Origin of the sequence: Caballeronia sp. INML3B (genome assembly GCF_023631305.1) — a bacterium.
Taxonomy (GTDB): Bacteria; Pseudomonadota; Gammaproteobacteria; order Burkholderiales; family Burkholderiaceae; genus Caballeronia; species Caballeronia turbans.
Map to the genome: position 1 here is coordinate 53,902 of NZ_JALQDI010000006.1, position 14,944 is coordinate 68,845.

Genomic DNA, 14,944 nt, shown 5'->3' on the forward strand with positions numbered 1-14,944 from the left:
TTGCCGATGCCATGCGGTTTTGTTAAAAAGCCGCATGTCCGATTTCTCCCCGACGCCCGCCGCACCGCCGCCCGTATCGGCGGCGATGGCGCGCGCGCATCGACGCTACTGGCGTTTCAACGTCGCGCTGATTGCCGTGCTGATGACGATCGGCTTCGTCGTCTCCTTCGGCGTGCCGCTTTTCGCGCAGCGTTTCCAGCACGCGCGCGTTGCGGGCTTTCCGCTGCCGTTCTACTTCGGCGCGCAGGGCGCGATTCTCGTCTATGTCGCGCTGATCCTCGTCTATATCGTGCTGATGCAAGTCGCCGATGCGCGTTTGCTGCGCGCCGCCCGATCGGAACAGGGCGACGCGGCATGAAGCTCACGAACCGGCTCATCCTTTCCTACGCGCTCTATACGCTCGGTTTTTTGCTTTTCATCTTCCTGATGGAGCGCATCGAGCGCACGACGGGGCCGGGCATGTGGATCGGCTACGTGTTCCTGTTCGTGCCGATCGCGGTGTATGCGGTGATCGGACTCCTGTCGCGCACGTCCGATCTCGTCGAATACTATGTGGCCGGGCGGCGCGTGCCGTCCGCGTTCAATGGCATGGCGACCGCCGCGGACTGGCTCTCGGCCGCGTCGTTCATCGGTCTGGCGGGCTCGATCTACGCGAGCGGCTACGATGGCCTCGCCTATGTGATGGGCTGGACGGGCGGCTACTGCCTCGTCGCGTTCCTGCTCGCGCCCTACGTGCGCAAGCTCGCGCGCTACACGATCCCCGATTTTCTCGGCACGCGCTTCTCCAGCAATCTCGTGCGCGCGCTCGCGGCGGTCGCGGCGATTCTCTGTTCGTTCGTGTACCTGGTCGCGCAGATCCAGGGCATCGGATTGATCGCGTCGCGCTTCATCGGCATCGAGTTTTCGATCGGCATCTTCTGCGGCCTCGCGGGCATTCTCGTGTGCTCGTTTCTGGGCGGGATGCGCGCGGTGACATGGACGCAGGTCGCGCAATACATCATCCTCATCAGCGCGATGCTGATTCCGGTGTCGATGATCGCCCATCGCGAAGGGCTGGGCTGGTTTCCGCAATTCAACTATGGGCGCGTGATGGAGCGCGTCGAAGCGCTCGAGCGGGCCGTCGCCGTCTCACCCGAGGAAGCGCGCGTGCGTGCCGATTATCAGCGTCAGGCTGCGCGGATTCAGCAGCGCATCGACGCGTTGCCGCGGTCGTTCCACGACGAGCATGCGCGGCTCGTTGCCGAGATTGCCGAATTGCGGCGGCACAACAGCCCGCTGCGCGAGATCAACGAGCGTGAGCGCGAGCTCGCGGCGTTTCCGCGCGATCCCGCCGATGCGCAAGCCAAATGGTCGCGCGAACGCGACTCGCTGATCGATCGCGTCGCCGCGCCCGTGCCGATGACCGAGGCGTTCGCGCCCGGCTCTTCCGTCGATGAAAGTCCGCGCGTGCATCAGGTGAACTTCCTGTCGCTGCTCTTGTGCCTGTCGATCGGCACGGCGAGCCTGCCCCACATCCTGACGCGCTATAACACGACGACGTCGGTCTCGTCTGCGCGGCGTTCGGTCGGCTGGACACTGTTCTTCGTCGCGCTCTTTTATTTGACGGTGCCGGTGCTCGCCGTGCTGATCAAGCACGAGATCTTGACGGGACTGGTCGGTCATCGCTTCGCGGATCTGCCGCAGTGGGTCACGCAGTGGCGGCGCGTGGAGCCGTATCTGATCCGTATCAGCGATGTGAACGGCGACGGCATCGTGCGCTGGGCCGGCATCCAGATGCAGCCGGACATGGTGGTGCTCGCGGCGCCCGAGATTGCCGGATTGCCGTATGTGATCTCCGGCCTGATCGCGGCGGGCGCGCTGGCGGCCGCGCTCTCGACGGCGGACGGCCTGCTGCTCACGATCGCCAACGCGCTGTCGCACGACGTTTACTACTGCATGGTCGATCGCCACGCAACCAGCCAGCGGCGCGTGACGATCTCCAAGATTCTGCTGCTGGGCGTGGCTTTGCTGGCTTCGTATGTGGCGTCGCTCAATGCGGGCAACATTTTGTTTCTCGTCGGCGCGGCGTTTTCTCTTGCGGCGTCGAGTCTCTTCCCGGCGCTCGTGCTCGGCGTGTTCTGGAAGCGGACGACGCAGCGCGGCGTCGTCGCGGGGATGATTGCGGGGCTCGTCGTGTGCGTGTACTACATCGTGTCGACGTATCCGTTCTTCGTGCAGCTGACGGGTTTCGCGGGGCCACGCTGGTTCGGCATCGAGCCGATCAGTTCGGGCGTATTCGGCGTGCCGGCGGGGTTCGCGGTGGCGATCGCGGTCAGTCTTCTGGACCGCAAGCCCGATGCGTACACGCGCGCGCTCGTCGATTACATTCGTCATCCATAGGGGCTGGCGCACGCGCGGGAAGTTGGTATAATCGCGGTCTTCCGGAGAGATGGATGAGTGGTTTAAGTCGCACGCCTGGAAAGCGTGTATAGGGTAAAACCTATCGGGGGTTCGAATCCCCCTCTCTCCGCCAGAATCTTAAGCCCTTGATCATCAAGGGCTTTTTAACGCGCATTGATTTCGATGTGCATAAGCCAAACGCGAACACAGACGCGACCCATCAGCACAGCAGCGTTCGCTTGGTTCCCACCTGCAACCCCGCCCACTTTCATCGTTTTCTTGGCTCGTCCCCGCATCTGCGAGCGCGCATTATCGACGACTCACTTGATAATTCAAAAATTCGGATAACTACGCAAGACGAACGGCGCGCGCGGTCATAGCAAGGCGGGCACGCGTATTGACAAGGACTGGGGGAAAGAGAGAAAGGCCGAAAATCGATGTCGTAAGAGTAGTGGGCGCCGGTATGGCTGCGCCTCTAATAATGCTCGATGAACTCTCGCACATGGCAGGGCGCAGCGGCCCATGCAACCCACCTCTTACGACATTCAGAAGGATAGTCGATGCGGGGAAGAAAGGAATCGGATTAGTCGCGTTATGTGAGCGACGAACCTTTCAGCCGCGGTACGACTCAGCGGCGCGCCGGTTTCCGGGCGAACGCCGCAATCGGATCGTCGTCCGGTGTGTTCACTGCGGTCTGAACGGGTGCCTTGTGCGCCGTGTGCTTGATTTTCTGCGGTGCAACAGACTTTTGCGGGTTGCGGACGACTTCCGCGCTGGATACCCAGTGCTCGGTGTATCGCGCGCTGGCGGGTGCGGCGCTCGAAAAGAGCGCCACGGCGACCGGTATCAGGATAATGCTGGGTGTTCGCATGGCTGTGATGTTGGTTTGACGGTACGGCATCGCGAAACGGTGCAGGCGCGGCATGCCGTGTGCCCGGTGTAGAGGAAAAGCCCGTGCGGGGCACCGGCATCGGATCGATCCCGTTCGCGTCCCTGGCGACACGCGAGCGAGGTGAAAAAAGCTCAGTGCGAGGTCATGATCATCTGAGCGGTCTGGTTTTCGGCGTCGTAGTGCAAGGCGGCGTTCGCGGCCTGCGCCTCGTGAATCAGAACTTCGCGCGCGGCTTGGGCGCCTCGCTCATAGCCCGATTTCGCCGCGTGTTCCTCGAGGGCGGCGATGAGCGGCAACTGCTCCTCCGCGACCGAACGCATCAGATTCAGAATGTCGCGGCGCATCGATTCGGGATACGAGCAGAGTTGTTCGAAACCGCCGGGCGCCGAAACGATATTCACGAGCGACATGAGCAGCCGGGCGCGGTTGGCGCAATGCTCGCTGATCTGCACCGATTGCGAAAGCGTGACGTAGCCGTTTGCGTCGACGGAAATCTGCAGTTCCTTCATCTTGTGAGTCTCTTGCAAAGAACAGAAGGGCTGCATTTAAGCGGCTTCAGCGGTAAAAAACGCTCGGACGAATCCTATTACCCCTGCGCGCGACGATCCTTTACCTTCGTATGCGATTGCTCACGCAAAGCGTCGCACGAGCGTACGCCAGAAAGCGCGCCAGCGGCCCGGCGCGACGACGCGCGACGCATCCATGTCGCGCTGCCAGGTCGCGTTTTCTCGATCGTCACGCGCCGACGTGACCAGTGTCCCGAAGTACATGGCGAAGCTCCTTTGCGGGTATCGATGACGGAAGGCGTCGCCCTGCGCGACAGCCATCCGCTCAGGATGCCGATGCTTCGGCAACCGCGAAACCCCGATGACGGCGGCCGCCGGATGGAGGGGGCGCAGCCGCCGCGCGGAGATGGACGAAAGGACGGCGCGCGAGGCCGAACGAGGCAGCGAGCGCAGGCGCCTGAGCGCCGCGCGCGATTCGTCGCGGGCTGTCTTGTCGAGCCAGCGCACCGCTTCGTCGACGGCGTCCTTGTCTTGCAGCGCCGGCGCGACACGCCGCAACGCTGCCTCGCCCGCGGGCACGTCGTGGAGTCGCACAAGCACGGCCTGCGCCGCGAGCAGTTGCGTCATCGTTGCCTGCTCGAGCTTTTCGCGCCGGTGCTCGAGCGCGGGCATCGTCATAACATTGCGCGGCATCAAAGAAGCGGCGACGAAATTGCAGTCGATCACGCAACGAAGTTCATTCCCACGTGGGTGAAGGTCGCGGTGGCGATCGCGCTCGGCCTCGGCACGATGGTCGGCTGGAAGCGCATCGTCGTAACCGTCGGCGAGAAGATCGGCAAGCAGCATTTGACGTACGGGCAGGGCGCGTCGGCTGAAATGGTGGCGATGCTAACGATTGGCGCGGCGGATGCCTGCGGCCTGCCGGTCTCGACGACGCACGTGCTGTCTTCGGGCGTCGCGGGGACGATGGCCGCCAACGGGTCGGAGCTGCAATGGAGCACTGTGCGCAGCCTCGTGCTCGCGTGGGTGTTGAGGCTCCGGGCCTCGATCGCGCTGGCGGCCGGCCTTTACTGGGCCTTCCGACATCTCTTCTGAGGCCTGGACGTTCAGGCGTTCGCAGGGCGGCCGGTCTTGACCGTTTCGAGCGCTTTGATCGCTTCGACGAGACGCTTTTCGGGCGCGGCGTCGAGCATAGCCAGCGCGGCGCGCAGAAGTTCGCTCTTCTTCACGCGCACGCCGTTCTTCTGACACTTCTCCTTGAGCGTGGCGATCTTCGCGTAGTCCGATTTAGGCATCGTGAAGCTGTCGCGCACGACCTTTTCCTTTTTCACGCGTCTGGGTTTTGCGTCGGACTTGGGCTGACTCTCGACGGTCTTCTTCGCTGCGGCGGCTTCGACCGAAGAGGTCTTCGCGGCCGGCTTTGCGGCGGGCGCTTTCGCGGGTGGTTTCTTCGTGGTCTTCGGCGTCGCGGCGGCCTTTGTATGCGTTTTCTTGCCTGCGTTTTTGTCCACTTTCCCGGGAGCCTCGGTCTTGTCAGCGGCGCGGTTCGGGGAAGGGAACGCCTTCCTGGTCGGTGCCTTGACTTGCGGTGTACTCATCCGTTTTCTCCTCATGTGTGGAGAAAACAGTATATACGGTTTTTAGGCGCGCATTCCCGGTCGCACGGGGGAACGCGGGTCGCCCGGACAGTGGACCGCGTCCCCGCAAAAGCGCCGGCGCGCGGCCGGCGTCGTGGACAAAAACATCTGCCGGGTTATTGCTTTATCGTCCCGGTCGATTGCGACCCCTGCGACTGATTCGGCGACATGCCTTGTTCGCGTTGCTGCATGAGCGTGCCGCTGCCCGATGTGCCGGACTGCACGCCGCCTTGCGACGCATCGCCCGTGCGCGGACTCGGCATCGGCTCGCTCTTGCCTGGCTGCATTTGCTGCTGGCGCTGCATCAACTGATCGCGTGACATTTCCTGCGAAAGCGCCGCAGTGCTGGCGAGCGCGAGAAGCGCGCCGGCGATCATCATGGGGGTTCTCATATCCGTCTCCTTTGAGGTCGGCGCCAGTCGCGCCGCTTGCATTCTTGTTAGCATCGAACGTGCCGCGCTGAAGTCGCATTAGGATTGTCCTTATTTATGTCTGAAACGACGATAAAGGCCGATAAACGGATAGCATATTCAACAGGCAATCAAGGGCGCGGTCTATTACAATTCGCGATCCAAACAATCTCGAACTCACTGAATCCGACTCAAAGGGCTGAACGCCACGGAGTATTTCATGTCGATCACATTGAACGATTTACTGGAATGGCGCGATCGTTTGCCCGAACCGTCGGGCGAAGAAGCGCAGATGGTGGGCGCGTTGATCACGCGCCGCGAGGCGGAGTTGCGTATCCGTATCGCGGATTTGATCGCGTCGGTCAGCCAGCGAGAAAACTGGAAACTGCAACGCTGCGCGGCAATTGCCCGGCGCGCGGAGCAGGCGCCGATTCACTATCTCGAATCGATTCACAAATTTTTTCAGGATCGCGACGAAGGAACGCATCGTTTCGAAACGCCCGCTGTTCTTTCCGACTTCTTCACGGAAAATCGACCGGAGCCGCAGGTGCCTCGTGCGCCCGTGCAGAAGTCTTTCGTGGCCACTGGCAGAGCCGGCACGCCCGCCCCGATCATCGACCTGCACGGCGTGATGGGCACGCTGGAATCCCGGGTCGCCAATACGCCGGGCATTGCGTGCGGCATACAGGGCATCAGGATCATGCGCATGGTCGCGCTGATGTCGAAAGCGCGCTCCGCCCAGATCGCAAAGTTGAGAATGAGCGGCACGCAGGCGTCTTATCGTCACTCGTGAAGTTCGGCCATTATTCGTCGCGTTCTGATTTCGTCGCTTTAGGTTTTATGATGTATTACTTGTCGGACCCGCATACCGCATCGGCGTTTCAGTGCACTTCGTTTGAAACGGCGGGGGTATTGCCTATACTTCATTCGACGGCTTACTGGATCGAAAACTAATGGCCGTCGTTCGTCATGCAGAATAATCGCGTTCTGCATTCAGGAAACTCGAATAACACATGTTGCGGTCCTGTTTTCCGCCAAGGTCACTGCATGACGGCGGGTCCTGAAAATGGATCTGCCAGGGAGCCATCGTGAAGAGTCTGCTGAGCAGAAGAGGGAGCTTGCTCGACAATGCGCCATCGTTTCTGGTGCGCCAGAAAGCGCACAATCCAATCCGCTTCCCCGCGCCTGAAATTCACGCGGAAGACATGCCCAAGAACGAAGAGGTCCCGTTAGCCCCGTCTTCGACGCGCGTGACGCCGCTGCGGCCTGCCGCGGTTCCGCTTCAGCAATCCGGCAAGCAGGCGTTGCAAGCTGCGCAACTCGCCGAGGTCGAATGGCTCGTTCAGCAAGGCTCGCTTTCGACGTTTCGCACGTTTCAGAGCTTTGGATATTCCGCGAGTCTGATGTTTTATCCGCGCGAGCTGATTTATTACGCCGTGCTGTATCACGAGGGCGCCGTCTGGCGGGTGCTCAAGGCCGGCGACATCGACGCGGCGGAGCCGGCGTTCCGGCATTTCGTTGAACAGGCAATGCGTCTTGCCGACGCCGAAATGCGGCGCGCGCATCTCGAGGCCCAGAACGAGCAGTTCTCGCGTCTCATTGCGGAGTCCGAGGCACAGATCGAACGCGTGCGTGTCGATCTGCATCGAGGCGGCGAGCAGGATCAGGAAGTCGCGCTCAAGCAGCAGGAAGTGCGCAAGGCGCTCGCGCAACTGGACGGGCGACGCGTCGCCGCGCAGACGCAACTAAACAAACTACAGCGCCAACGTCATCAACTCGATGCGACCATCAACGAGAGCGTGCCGCATCTGCCGCCCATACGGTGACATTCCGTCAGATTCATCCGAAGAAAACGTTCCGATCTCGCGTAGAATCGCCCCTTCGTGCAGCTAGTCGATTCTTTCGGCATACTCCGCAACGAACTTCGCAATGTATGTGCTGAGCCCGCGTCCGGCGCGGGCGAGTTGCTTCATTTCCTCGACGCGCGTGCGACCGGGCACGCGATAGTCATACAAGTATGTCCCGCCGCTGACAAAGCGCACCTTGATGCCGTCGCGCAGGATGTCGAATGCTTCGACGCCCGAATTGCCGGCTAGATTTCGATAGGGTTGCATGGCGTCTTCAAGCCGAAACGTGCGCAAACGATTGCGCGTTCAAGGCTGGCCTAAAGTTTCATCGGCCGGGACCGTTAAGGGTGTCATGGATAAAGATCAATTCCCGTTCCTCGACTCGGACGACCCACACTTTCAGCACGCACGCGCGCTGAGCCTCTCGGTGGGTGCGATTCGACGTGCGCAGGGCAAGTGCAGTCCCAACGACTTCCCGGTCGGCTCGCTCGAATGGCACTTCGCCATCGAGGACTTCGCGGGCGACGTCCTGCGCGCGCTGATGGACGAGACCGAAAACATCGACATTCAAGTCGGAGAGCGTCCGCGCGATTGAACGCGCGCACGCCCTTTGCACCTTCCTGCCGCCATTGCGCGGCGATCCCCGTTTATAGCTTCACGCCGCCCGCTTCCGGCGCATCCACGCCGCCTGGCGGAATTGCGCCGCTCGGGCCGACGTCGCTCACGCGGTCGTTCGACCAGTACGGCTCGCGTCCGTAGTGCTGATGCACGGTGCTCGCCCAGACGCGGTCGGCCATCGACGGCCACGAATCCTTGTCGAAGCCCGGCGAGTTGCGCACCTGTTCGGCTGTTGCGTCGATCCGGAAGCAGCGGTTATCGGTATCGAGCGTGAGCGCGCTCCAGGGCACGGCCAGCAGCTTGTCGCCGATGCCGAGAAATCCGCCGCTCGACAGCACCGCATACGCCACGCGTCCGCTCGTCACATCGAGCATGATTTCCTTGAGCGAGCCGACGTCGTGGCCGTCGCTGCTCATCACTGAATTGCCGTCGAGCGTGCTCGCCGCCATGACGTCGGGTCCGGGGCCCGCGGCCGTCGCTGCGCCCTTGCCAACGATCTTCGCGCCTGCCGAAGACGGCTCCGTCGATTGAATCATGATCCGCTCCTTGACCGGTTGTGTAGACGCATTCCGATCAGCAACGGCCGTACCCATGACGCGTCGCGCGTGTCTGCTAAGCTCCGGGTTCGTTCAATCCTGCCGCTGCCCATGATTGCTTTCGAGGAACTGCTCGCCGTCGCGTACAAGAAGGAGCGCATGCAGAGCCGGCGGCTCGCCAGGGGCGCGGGAATATCCGAGCACGCGGCGCTCGTCAGGACACTGGAGAAAGCGGCGGACGGACAGTCCTTGCGCAATCTGATCGATGCGCGCCGCGCCGCGCAAACCCGACACGCCGATGCGCTGCGTTCGCGCGAAAGCCTTCGGGCCGAGCGCGCGGGCCAGGCGAAGCGGCGTAATGCCGAGGTCGACGCCGACGGATGGCGCGGCTGGTTCGACGGCTCTGCGCTGCCGAACCCGGGTCGGCTCGGGATCGGCGGCGTGCTCGTCGGGCCGCGGGGAGAAACCATTGAGATCAGCGTCGCCGCCGGCACGGGCGACAGCAGCGCGGCGGAATATCTCGCGCTCATCGCCGTGCTGGAGGCGGCAGCGCGCGCAGGCGCCACGGATGCGGTGATCTACGGCGACAGCCGTGTCGTGATCGACGACGCAAGCGCGCCGGACGGCGCGGGCATTCGGTCGCTTGCGCACCATGCGGCGCGCGTCCGCGAGCTTGTCGCGCGGATCGGCGATGTGCGGCTGCAGTGGATACCGCGCGCCCGCAACGTGCGCGCCGACGCGCTATCGCGCGGGGCGCTCGGATCGTCGCGCGCGGCGGTCGAAGCGGCCTGATGGCGGTTCAAGTCCGCCATAAGGAAGTCATAAGTTGCGAAATTCAATAATCGCTTAAGTCAGTTCAGATCGCGGACATCCGCTGTCGGCGTATCGCCGAATGCCTCGCTCAATAGATAGTCGGCGACCTTGCGCGCGGACTCCTCGGGCGTCGCGAGCTGGCCATCGCGCTTGAGTGCGTCGAAGCGTTCGCGCATCGGAAAGCGGTCGAGGCCCGTGCCGCGGATTTCGGCTTGCATGTCGGTGTCCACGACGCCCGGCGCGACGCTGCAGATGCGCAGCGCGCGATTGCCGTCGAGTGCGACCGCGCGCGCGTGATGATCGAGCGCCGCCTTGGTCGCGCAGTAGATGCTCCAGCCGGGATAGGCGTTGCGTGCCGCGCCGCTGGAAACATGGACGATGCGCGTATCCGTGGCCTGCGCGCTCGCCTGGACCACGGCCGCGGCAAGCATGAGCGGGGCGGCCACATTCACGCTGACCGCGCGCGCGACGGCGGCAGGCTCTTGATCCGCGAGACTGCCGACCGGCGCGAGCATCCCCGCGTTGTTGACGAGCAGCACGCGCGCCGCTCCGGAGACGAAGCCCGACAAGGTTTCACCCGACAGCCATTCGGTAAGTTTCGGCAGATCGGCCAGATCCAGTTCGATTTCGTGAAGCCGGCCGGGATGGCGCGCGGCGAGTTCGTCGTTGCGCTTTCGGGAAATCGCAAGCACGTCGGCGCCTTGCGCGAGCAAAGCTTCCGCGAGCGCGGCGCCGAGTCCGCGGGTGTGGCCGGTGAGGATGGCGCGAATCTGACTGGACATGGGCATGGGCGTGATGAGGTTGGCTGAAGTCGTCCGATTCTAGCGGCATGCGCCTGCACGTGCCGTCTACGCCCAATCGCGACGATCCGGCAACATGAAAACGCGTCGAGAACGGTCGAACGTTGGTTCCAGGACACAGCGGCGGGGCGGGACTTTTTTCTGACTGACAAACCCTGTCGCAAAATTGACAATCCACTTGAAACGAAAACCGCTGGAGACTTTCATGCCGAACCGCCCCAAAGCGTCCCGAACCGCGTCGTCGATCGCCGAGGGCCGCCATGCCGCCGCGCCCGACACGCCCTCGCTCGCGTTTTCGGTCGCGGTATGCGCGATGCTCATCGGCTCGCCGGCGGCGGTCTGGGCACAGAGCTCGGTGCAGCTCTACGGCGAACTCGACGCCGGCGTCGCTTATACCAGCAACGTGGGCGGCCACTCGCAGTATCGTCTGACGAGCGGCACCATCGACGGCAGCTACTGGGGACTGCAAGGTTCCGAGGACCTGGGCGGCGGCGCGCGCGCAATCTTTCGGCTCGAGCGCGGCTTGTCGGTCGCGACGGGCGAAGGTCTCAACGACCATCCGATGTATGTCGGCATCGGCACGGATACGCTCGGAACGGTCACCTTCGGCCGCCAGTACGATTCGATTCACGATTATTTCCAGACCTTCACGCTCACCGGCAACACGGGCGGCACCGCGTTCGCCCACGTGCTCGATAACGACAACGCGAATAACTCGTTCCTTGCCTCGAACTCCGTCAAGTACACCAGCGCGAATTACGGCGGCTTCAGCTTCGGTGGCCTCTACGCGTTCTCCAACGAGGCGGGCGCGTTCTCGGACAACCGCGCGTACAGTGTCGGGGCGAACTACTCGATCGGATCGTTCAATGCGGGCGCGGCCTACTTGCACAACAACGGGCGCGGCAACACGACGATCGGCGCATACGATTCGCTTACGCTGCCCGGCTCCGGCAACACGGTCTTCAACGCGAACGTACAGCGGCAGAACACGTTCGGCATTGGCATGAGCTACGAGTTGGGCGAATTCACGCTGAGCGGCGCGTTTTCCCGCGCGATCAACTCCGGCGTGACCGATGCGGACACCGGCGACGCGATGCCGTCGCTCGCGCTCAACAACTACGAGATCAATGGCATCTACAAGCTGACGCCGGCCATCCAGTTGTCGGGAATGTACGTCTACACCAGCGGCGGCGGAGCGCACTGGCACGAGGGGGCGTTGCAGGTCGACTATCTGCTGTCCAAGCGCACGGACGTGTATCTCGAGTCGATCTATCAGCGCGCGTCGTCGGGCGCGCCGGCGATCATCAACACCAACGATCCGTCGAGCGGCCGCAATCAACTGATGCTGAGCACGGGCATCCGTCATCGTTTCTGAGACTTTTGAGGGCGTCGTGCGCGTGATAACTTAGCCGTCTGTTTTCCGCTGGTCAGCAGGTGCCCCATGTCGCTCCAGACCTTTTCGATCTTCCTGCCCGCATGCTTCGCTATCAACATGGCGTTCGGGCCGAACAACGTTCTGTCGCTGTCGAACGGCGCGCGCGATGGCGTGCGCGCTTCGGTGCTGGCGTCGTCGGGACGGATCGTCGCGTTCGCGATCATGATCGCCATCGCGGGACTGGGGCTCGGCGCGCTGCTGCTGGCGTCGCAGACGCTTTTCACCGCGATCAAGCTGGCCGGTGCGGCCTATCTCGTCTGGATCGGCGTGAAGCTGATGCGGTCGGGGCCGTCGCTCGTCGTCAAGGAAGAGGGTGTGGCGCGCGGCCCTGTGAGTCTCGCACGGCTCACCAAGCAGGAGTTCTGGGTCGCTGCCGGAAATCCGAAAGCGATACTCGTGTTCACCGCATTCTTCCCGCAGTTCGTCGATCGCAGCGCGTACGCGACGAGCTTCGCGATCCTCGGCGCGACGTTCCTTCTGCTCGAACTGGTGGCGATCGTCATTTACGCCGCCCTGGGTGCGCGCCTGGGTTCGCTTTCGCGCGGCGCGCGTAGCTTCGTCTGGTTCAATCGCGTAAGCGGGGCGCTCATGATCTGTTTCGGTGTCATGCTCGCATTCGTACGCCGCCCTGCGACTTGATTCCCGCGTATCGAAATCGCGATTAATCGCGCCGATTATTACGTTGACTCATGGAGAATGACGACGTGATAAGTCCTTAGCGCTATCCGCGAGTGACCCGAATTACAAATAACAACAAAATGCGTCGCTCGTGAATCGCAATACGCTTGCTTTTCGCTGAACCCAGCGACGCGCGTGAAGCGACCCTTCGGTGCGTTCGATATCTGCAACGATCGATTCTCACCACACGCGAGAATCGCGTCAGGAAAATTGAAGTTCAATGAAAGTTCAACCACTTGCATATGCGGCCACGCCGCGTCGCGCGCGCAACTCTCGCACCTCCCCGATATGCTTCACCGCCACGTCTCTTGATTGCAAGCAGACATTCGTCTGCAATCTGCGATAATTTTGAGTTTTACTCGCGGATAATCGCACCCGCGATCGCCACATGGCCTGATCCGCGCGTCTCGTTCATTTAGTTATTTCTTGCGATCGGAAGCTTGGTTTGCGCCGATTCGCTTATTGTTGTCCGAAGGATTTTCTCCCATGCTTACTCACTCGTCCGGCACCTCGCAGACGCGCTCGTTCACGACTGTTTTTCTGATCGAAATGTGGGAGCGCTTCGGCTATTACGGCATGGCTGCGTTGCTCGTGCTGTTCATGGTCAACAAGATCGGGTTCGCCGATGACCACGCCAACCTGACCTGGGGCGCGTTCACCGCGCTCGTGTTTTCGGCGCCGTCGATCGGCGGCTGGATCGGCGACAAGGTGCTCGGCGCGCGCCGCACCATGACCGCCGGCGGGATCGTGCTCGCGCTCGGCTATCTGATGCTCGCGCTGCCCATCGACACGCTCGGTTTCATGTATGCGTCGCTCGGCGTGATCGTCGTCGGCAACGGGCTTTTCAAATCGAACGCGGCGAATCTCGTGCGCCGCATCTACGAGGGCGACGATGCGCGCATCGACAGCGCGTTCACGATCTACTACATGGCCGTGAACATCGGCTCGACCTTCTCGATGCTCGCGACGCCGTGGATCAAGGATCACTGGGGCTGGCACGCCGCGTTCGCCGTGTGCTGCGGCGGCATGGCGCTCGGCCTGCTCAATTTCGCGTTGATGCGTCGCACGCTCGCGCACATCGGCTCCGCGCCGGACGATCAGCCCATTTGCTGGAAGCACGCGTTGGCGGTGGCGGCGGGCGGCATCGCGCTCGCGGCATCGACCGTGTTCGTCCTGCAGCACAAGGCGGTGGCCGTCGCGTGCGTCTACGCAGCGGGCGTCGCGATTCTGAGCATCTTCGGCTACATGCTCACGAAGTGCGACCGCAGCGAGCGCGCCGGGCTCGTCGCCGCGCTGATCCTCACGCTCCAGGTCATTCTGTTTTTCGTCTTCTATCAGCAGATGTCGACGTCGCTCACGCTGTTCGCGCTGCGCAATGTCGATCCGTCGTTCGCGATCGGCGGCGTCGAGCTGTTCACATGGAGCGCCGCGCAGTTCCAGGCGCTCAACCCGATCTGGATCATGCTGCTGAGCCCGATCCTCGCGTTCGTCTACACGCGACAGGCGCGCCGCGGCCGCGATATTCCCGTGGCGGCGAAGTACGCACTGGGCTTCGTCGTCGTCGCGGTCGGTTTCTTCGTCTTCGGTCTGAGCGGACGTTACGCGGTCGACGGGCGCGTGTCTTCGTGGTTCATGGTGGCGGGCTACGGTCTTTATTCGCTTGGCGAACTGCTCGTGTCGGGCCTCGGCCTCGCGATGATCGCGCGTTACGTGCCGGTCCGCATGAGCGGTTTCATGATGGGCGCGTATTTCGTCGCGACGGGCGTTTCGCAGTATCTCGGCAGCGTCGTGGCCAACTTTGCGCGCATGCCGTCGGGCAATCTCGAGCCGCTGCAATCGCTGCCGCTCTACACGCATCTGTTCGTCGGGCTCGGCTGGCTTGCGGCGGGCGGCGCGGCGGTCGCCGTGGCACTCCTGCCCGTGCTCGGCAGACTGTCGCGGGCGCATCAGCGTGCTGTGGAGGAGGCCGTGAACGCCGTAGCGAAAGAGCGTGCGCAGCCGGCGGCACGATTGAGTGCAAACAACGTTTGACTTCGATGAATGCTTCGGTCTATAATTTAATTCTTCAGACGCGGGGTGGAGCAGTCTGGCAGCTCGTCGGGCTCATAACCCGAAGGTCGTAGGTTCAAATCCTACCCCCGCAACCAAATCGTCAAGCAAAGAGCCCGGTTCATCCGGGCTCTTTGCTTTTCCGCGCTCGTTTTTTTTCGTGCCTCGCACCGGCTAACCTATTCGCGCGACCTCGCCAATAAGAATTCCATCCCCAAGCACGAAAAGCCTGCATGAGCTTTCACTCATGCAGGCTTTGTGCGATCTTGCCAACTTGCTTCGACTGGGGCGCAACCGAAAGTGCGCAAATCCGCGAGCTTTCACGCGACCTGCGCGCGAAACCG

17 protein-coding genes, 2 tRNA genes and 1 pseudogene are annotated in these 14,944 nt (G+C 62.5%); 12 read left to right on the plus strand and 8 right to left on the minus strand.

All coding sequences use genetic code 11. From position 1 onward, the window contains the following. Nucleotides 1-34: 34 nt before the first annotated feature. From NCS58_RS05805 to NCS58_RS05815, 3 genes are all read left to right on the plus strand, one after another. Nucleotides 35-358 (plus strand): DUF4212 domain-containing protein, encoded by a 324-nt coding sequence (locus tag NCS58_RS05805; RefSeq protein ID WP_061120126.1) that lies wholly within the window; start codon nt 35-37, stop codon nt 356-358. After that, a complete protein-coding gene (locus NCS58_RS05810; RefSeq protein WP_250538103.1) occupies nt 355-2,379 on the plus strand; it encodes a sodium:solute symporter family protein in 2,025 nt (674 codons plus the stop codon). The genes NCS58_RS05805 and NCS58_RS05810 overlap by 4 nt, the downstream gene beginning before the upstream one ends. 43 nt (nt 2,380-2,422) lie before the next feature. Then, nucleotides 2,423-2,512: transfer RNA gene (locus NCS58_RS05815), tRNA-Ser, on the plus strand. A 495-nt stretch (nt 2,513-3,007) separates the two neighbouring features. On the opposite strand, the gene NCS58_RS05820 is transcribed toward NCS58_RS05815, so the two are convergent. From NCS58_RS05820 to NCS58_RS05830, 3 genes are all read right to left on the minus strand, one after another. After that, nucleotides 3,008-3,304 (minus strand): hypothetical protein, encoded by a 297-nt coding sequence (locus tag NCS58_RS05820; RefSeq protein WP_061120124.1) that lies wholly within the window; start codon nt 3,302-3,304, stop codon nt 3,008-3,010. 98 nt (nt 3,305-3,402) lie between these two features. Then, a complete protein-coding gene (locus NCS58_RS05825; protein ID WP_250538104.1) occupies nt 3,403-3,780 on the minus strand; it encodes a hypothetical protein in 378 nt (125 codons plus the stop codon). Between the two features lie 120 nt (nt 3,781-3,900). After that, nucleotides 3,901-4,377, minus strand: a complete 477-nt coding sequence (locus NCS58_RS05830) for a hypothetical protein (protein WP_250538105.1) — start codon at nt 4,375-4,377, stop codon at nt 3,901-3,903. A 117-nt stretch (nt 4,378-4,494) separates the two neighbouring features. Here NCS58_RS05830 and NCS58_RS05835 point away from each other — a divergent pair. Continuing rightward, a pseudogene (locus NCS58_RS05835) lies at nt 4,495-4,872 on the plus strand (inorganic phosphate transporter); the annotation flags it as partial. A gap of 11 nt (nt 4,873-4,883) precedes the next feature. Here the strand turns inward: NCS58_RS05835 and NCS58_RS05840 are convergent. Together NCS58_RS05840 and NCS58_RS05845 are read right to left on the minus strand one after the other, a co-directional pair. Beyond that, a complete protein-coding gene (locus NCS58_RS05840) occupies nt 4,884-5,375 on the minus strand; it encodes a hypothetical protein (RefSeq protein ID WP_250538106.1) in 492 nt (163 codons plus the stop codon). A gap of 155 nt (nt 5,376-5,530) precedes the next feature. Beyond that, nucleotides 5,531-5,806, minus strand: a complete 276-nt coding sequence (locus NCS58_RS05845; RefSeq protein WP_061120159.1) for a hypothetical protein — start codon at nt 5,804-5,806, stop codon at nt 5,531-5,533. 238 nt (nt 5,807-6,044) lie between these two features. Here NCS58_RS05845 and NCS58_RS05850 point away from each other — a divergent pair, with 238 nt between their 5' ends. Then, on the plus strand, nt 6,045-6,617 hold the full coding sequence (locus tag NCS58_RS05850; RefSeq protein WP_061120119.1) for a hypothetical protein: 573 nt from the start codon (nt 6,045-6,047) through the stop codon (nt 6,615-6,617). 412 nt (nt 6,618-7,029) lie between these two features. Beyond that, nucleotides 7,030-7,650 (plus strand): DUF2968 domain-containing protein, encoded by a 621-nt coding sequence (locus NCS58_RS05855; protein WP_250538107.1) that lies wholly within the window; start codon nt 7,030-7,032, stop codon nt 7,648-7,650. A 63-nt stretch (nt 7,651-7,713) separates the two neighbouring features. Here the strand turns inward: NCS58_RS05855 and NCS58_RS05860 are convergent, their stop codons facing one another. Then, a complete protein-coding gene (locus NCS58_RS05860; protein ID WP_061120117.1) occupies nt 7,714-7,938 on the minus strand; it encodes a hypothetical protein in 225 nt (74 codons plus the stop codon). 85 nt (nt 7,939-8,023) lie between these two features. Here NCS58_RS05860 and NCS58_RS05865 point away from each other — a divergent pair, with 85 nt between their 5' ends. Continuing rightward, nucleotides 8,024-8,266: a hypothetical protein gene (locus NCS58_RS05865; RefSeq protein ID WP_061120116.1), complete on the plus strand. Its 243-nt coding sequence runs from the start codon at nt 8,024-8,026 to the stop codon at nt 8,264-8,266. A gap of 52 nt (nt 8,267-8,318) precedes the next feature. On the opposite strand, the gene NCS58_RS05870 is transcribed toward NCS58_RS05865, so the two are convergent. Further along, nucleotides 8,319-8,825, minus strand: coding sequence for a PRC-barrel domain-containing protein (locus NCS58_RS05870; protein ID WP_061120115.1), 507 nt, complete (start codon nt 8,823-8,825; stop codon nt 8,319-8,321). Between NCS58_RS05870 and NCS58_RS05875 the strand changes: the two genes are divergently transcribed. Then, on the plus strand, nt 8,817-9,617 hold the full coding sequence (locus NCS58_RS05875) for a ribonuclease HI family protein (RefSeq protein WP_250538108.1): 801 nt from the start codon (nt 8,817-8,819) through the stop codon (nt 9,615-9,617). The genes NCS58_RS05870 and NCS58_RS05875 overlap by 9 nt on opposite strands. A gap of 59 nt (nt 9,618-9,676) precedes the next feature. On the opposite strand, the gene NCS58_RS05880 is transcribed toward NCS58_RS05875, so the two are convergent. Then, nucleotides 9,677-10,426, minus strand: coding sequence for an SDR family oxidoreductase (locus NCS58_RS05880; protein ID WP_250538109.1), 750 nt, complete (start codon nt 10,424-10,426; stop codon nt 9,677-9,679). 325 nt (nt 10,427-10,751) lie between these two features. Here NCS58_RS05880 and NCS58_RS05885 point away from each other — a divergent pair, with 325 nt between their 5' ends. The 4 genes from NCS58_RS05885 to NCS58_RS05900 all read left to right on the plus strand — a co-directional run bounded on the left by NCS58_RS05885 (nt 10,752) and on the right by NCS58_RS05900 (nt 14,698). Beyond that, nucleotides 10,752-11,813 carry a porin gene (locus tag NCS58_RS05885; protein WP_250538179.1) on the plus strand — a complete coding sequence of 354 codons (1,062 nt, stop codon included), beginning with the start codon at nt 10,752-10,754 and terminating at the stop codon, nt 11,811-11,813. Between the two features lie 66 nt (nt 11,814-11,879). Beyond that, nucleotides 11,880-12,512 carry a LysE family translocator gene (locus NCS58_RS05890; RefSeq protein WP_061120112.1) on the plus strand — a complete coding sequence of 211 codons (633 nt, stop codon included), beginning with the start codon at nt 11,880-11,882 and terminating at the stop codon, nt 12,510-12,512. A 525-nt stretch (nt 12,513-13,037) separates the two neighbouring features. Then, entirely contained in the window at nt 13,038-14,582 is a 1,545-nt protein-coding gene (locus NCS58_RS05895; protein ID WP_250538110.1) for a peptide MFS transporter, read from the plus strand. Between the two features lie 39 nt (nt 14,583-14,621). Further along, nucleotides 14,622-14,698: transfer RNA gene (locus NCS58_RS05900), tRNA-Met, on the plus strand. Nucleotides 14,699-14,944: the final 246 nt, after the last annotated feature.

Coding starts and splice junctions, on each gene's coding strand:
- NCS58_RS05805 (WP_061120126.1), top strand. CDS start 35: ATGTCCGATTTCTCCCCGACGCCCGCCGCACCGCCGCCCGTATCGGCG.
- NCS58_RS05865 (WP_061120116.1), top strand. CDS start 8,024: ATGGATAAAGATCAATTCCCGTTCCTCGACTCGGACGACCCACACTTT.
- NCS58_RS05850 (WP_061120119.1), top strand. CDS start 6,045: ATGTCGATCACATTGAACGATTTACTGGAATGGCGCGATCGTTTGCCC.
- NCS58_RS05810 (WP_250538103.1), top strand. CDS start 355: ATGAAGCTCACGAACCGGCTCATCCTTTCCTACGCGCTCTATACGCTC.
- NCS58_RS05845 (WP_061120159.1), bottom strand. CDS start 5,806: ATGAGAACCCCCATGATGATCGCCGGCGCGCTTCTCGCGCTCGCCAGC.
- NCS58_RS05880 (WP_250538109.1), bottom strand. CDS start 10,426: ATGCCCATGTCCAGTCAGATTCGCGCCATCCTCACCGGCCACACCCGC.
- NCS58_RS05870 (WP_061120115.1), bottom strand. CDS start 8,825: ATGATTCAATCGACGGAGCCGTCTTCGGCAGGCGCGAAGATCGTTGGC.
- NCS58_RS05820 (WP_061120124.1), bottom strand. CDS start 3,304: ATGCCGCGCCTGCACCGTTTCGCGATGCCGTACCGTCAAACCAACATC.
- NCS58_RS05860 (WP_061120117.1), bottom strand. CDS start 7,938: ATGCAACCCTATCGAAATCTAGCCGGCAATTCGGGCGTCGAAGCATTC.
- NCS58_RS05895 (WP_250538110.1), top strand. CDS start 13,038: ATGCTTACTCACTCGTCCGGCACCTCGCAGACGCGCTCGTTCACGACT.
- NCS58_RS05885 (WP_250538179.1), top strand. CDS start 10,752: ATGCTCATCGGCTCGCCGGCGGCGGTCTGGGCACAGAGCTCGGTGCAG.
- NCS58_RS05855 (WP_250538107.1), top strand. CDS start 7,030: ATGCCCAAGAACGAAGAGGTCCCGTTAGCCCCGTCTTCGACGCGCGTG.
- NCS58_RS05890 (WP_061120112.1), top strand. CDS start 11,880: ATGTCGCTCCAGACCTTTTCGATCTTCCTGCCCGCATGCTTCGCTATC.
- NCS58_RS05840 (WP_250538106.1), bottom strand. CDS start 5,375: ATGAGTACACCGCAAGTCAAGGCACCGACCAGGAAGGCGTTCCCTTCC.
- NCS58_RS05825 (WP_250538104.1), bottom strand. CDS start 3,780: ATGAAGGAACTGCAGATTTCCGTCGACGCAAACGGCTACGTCACGCTT.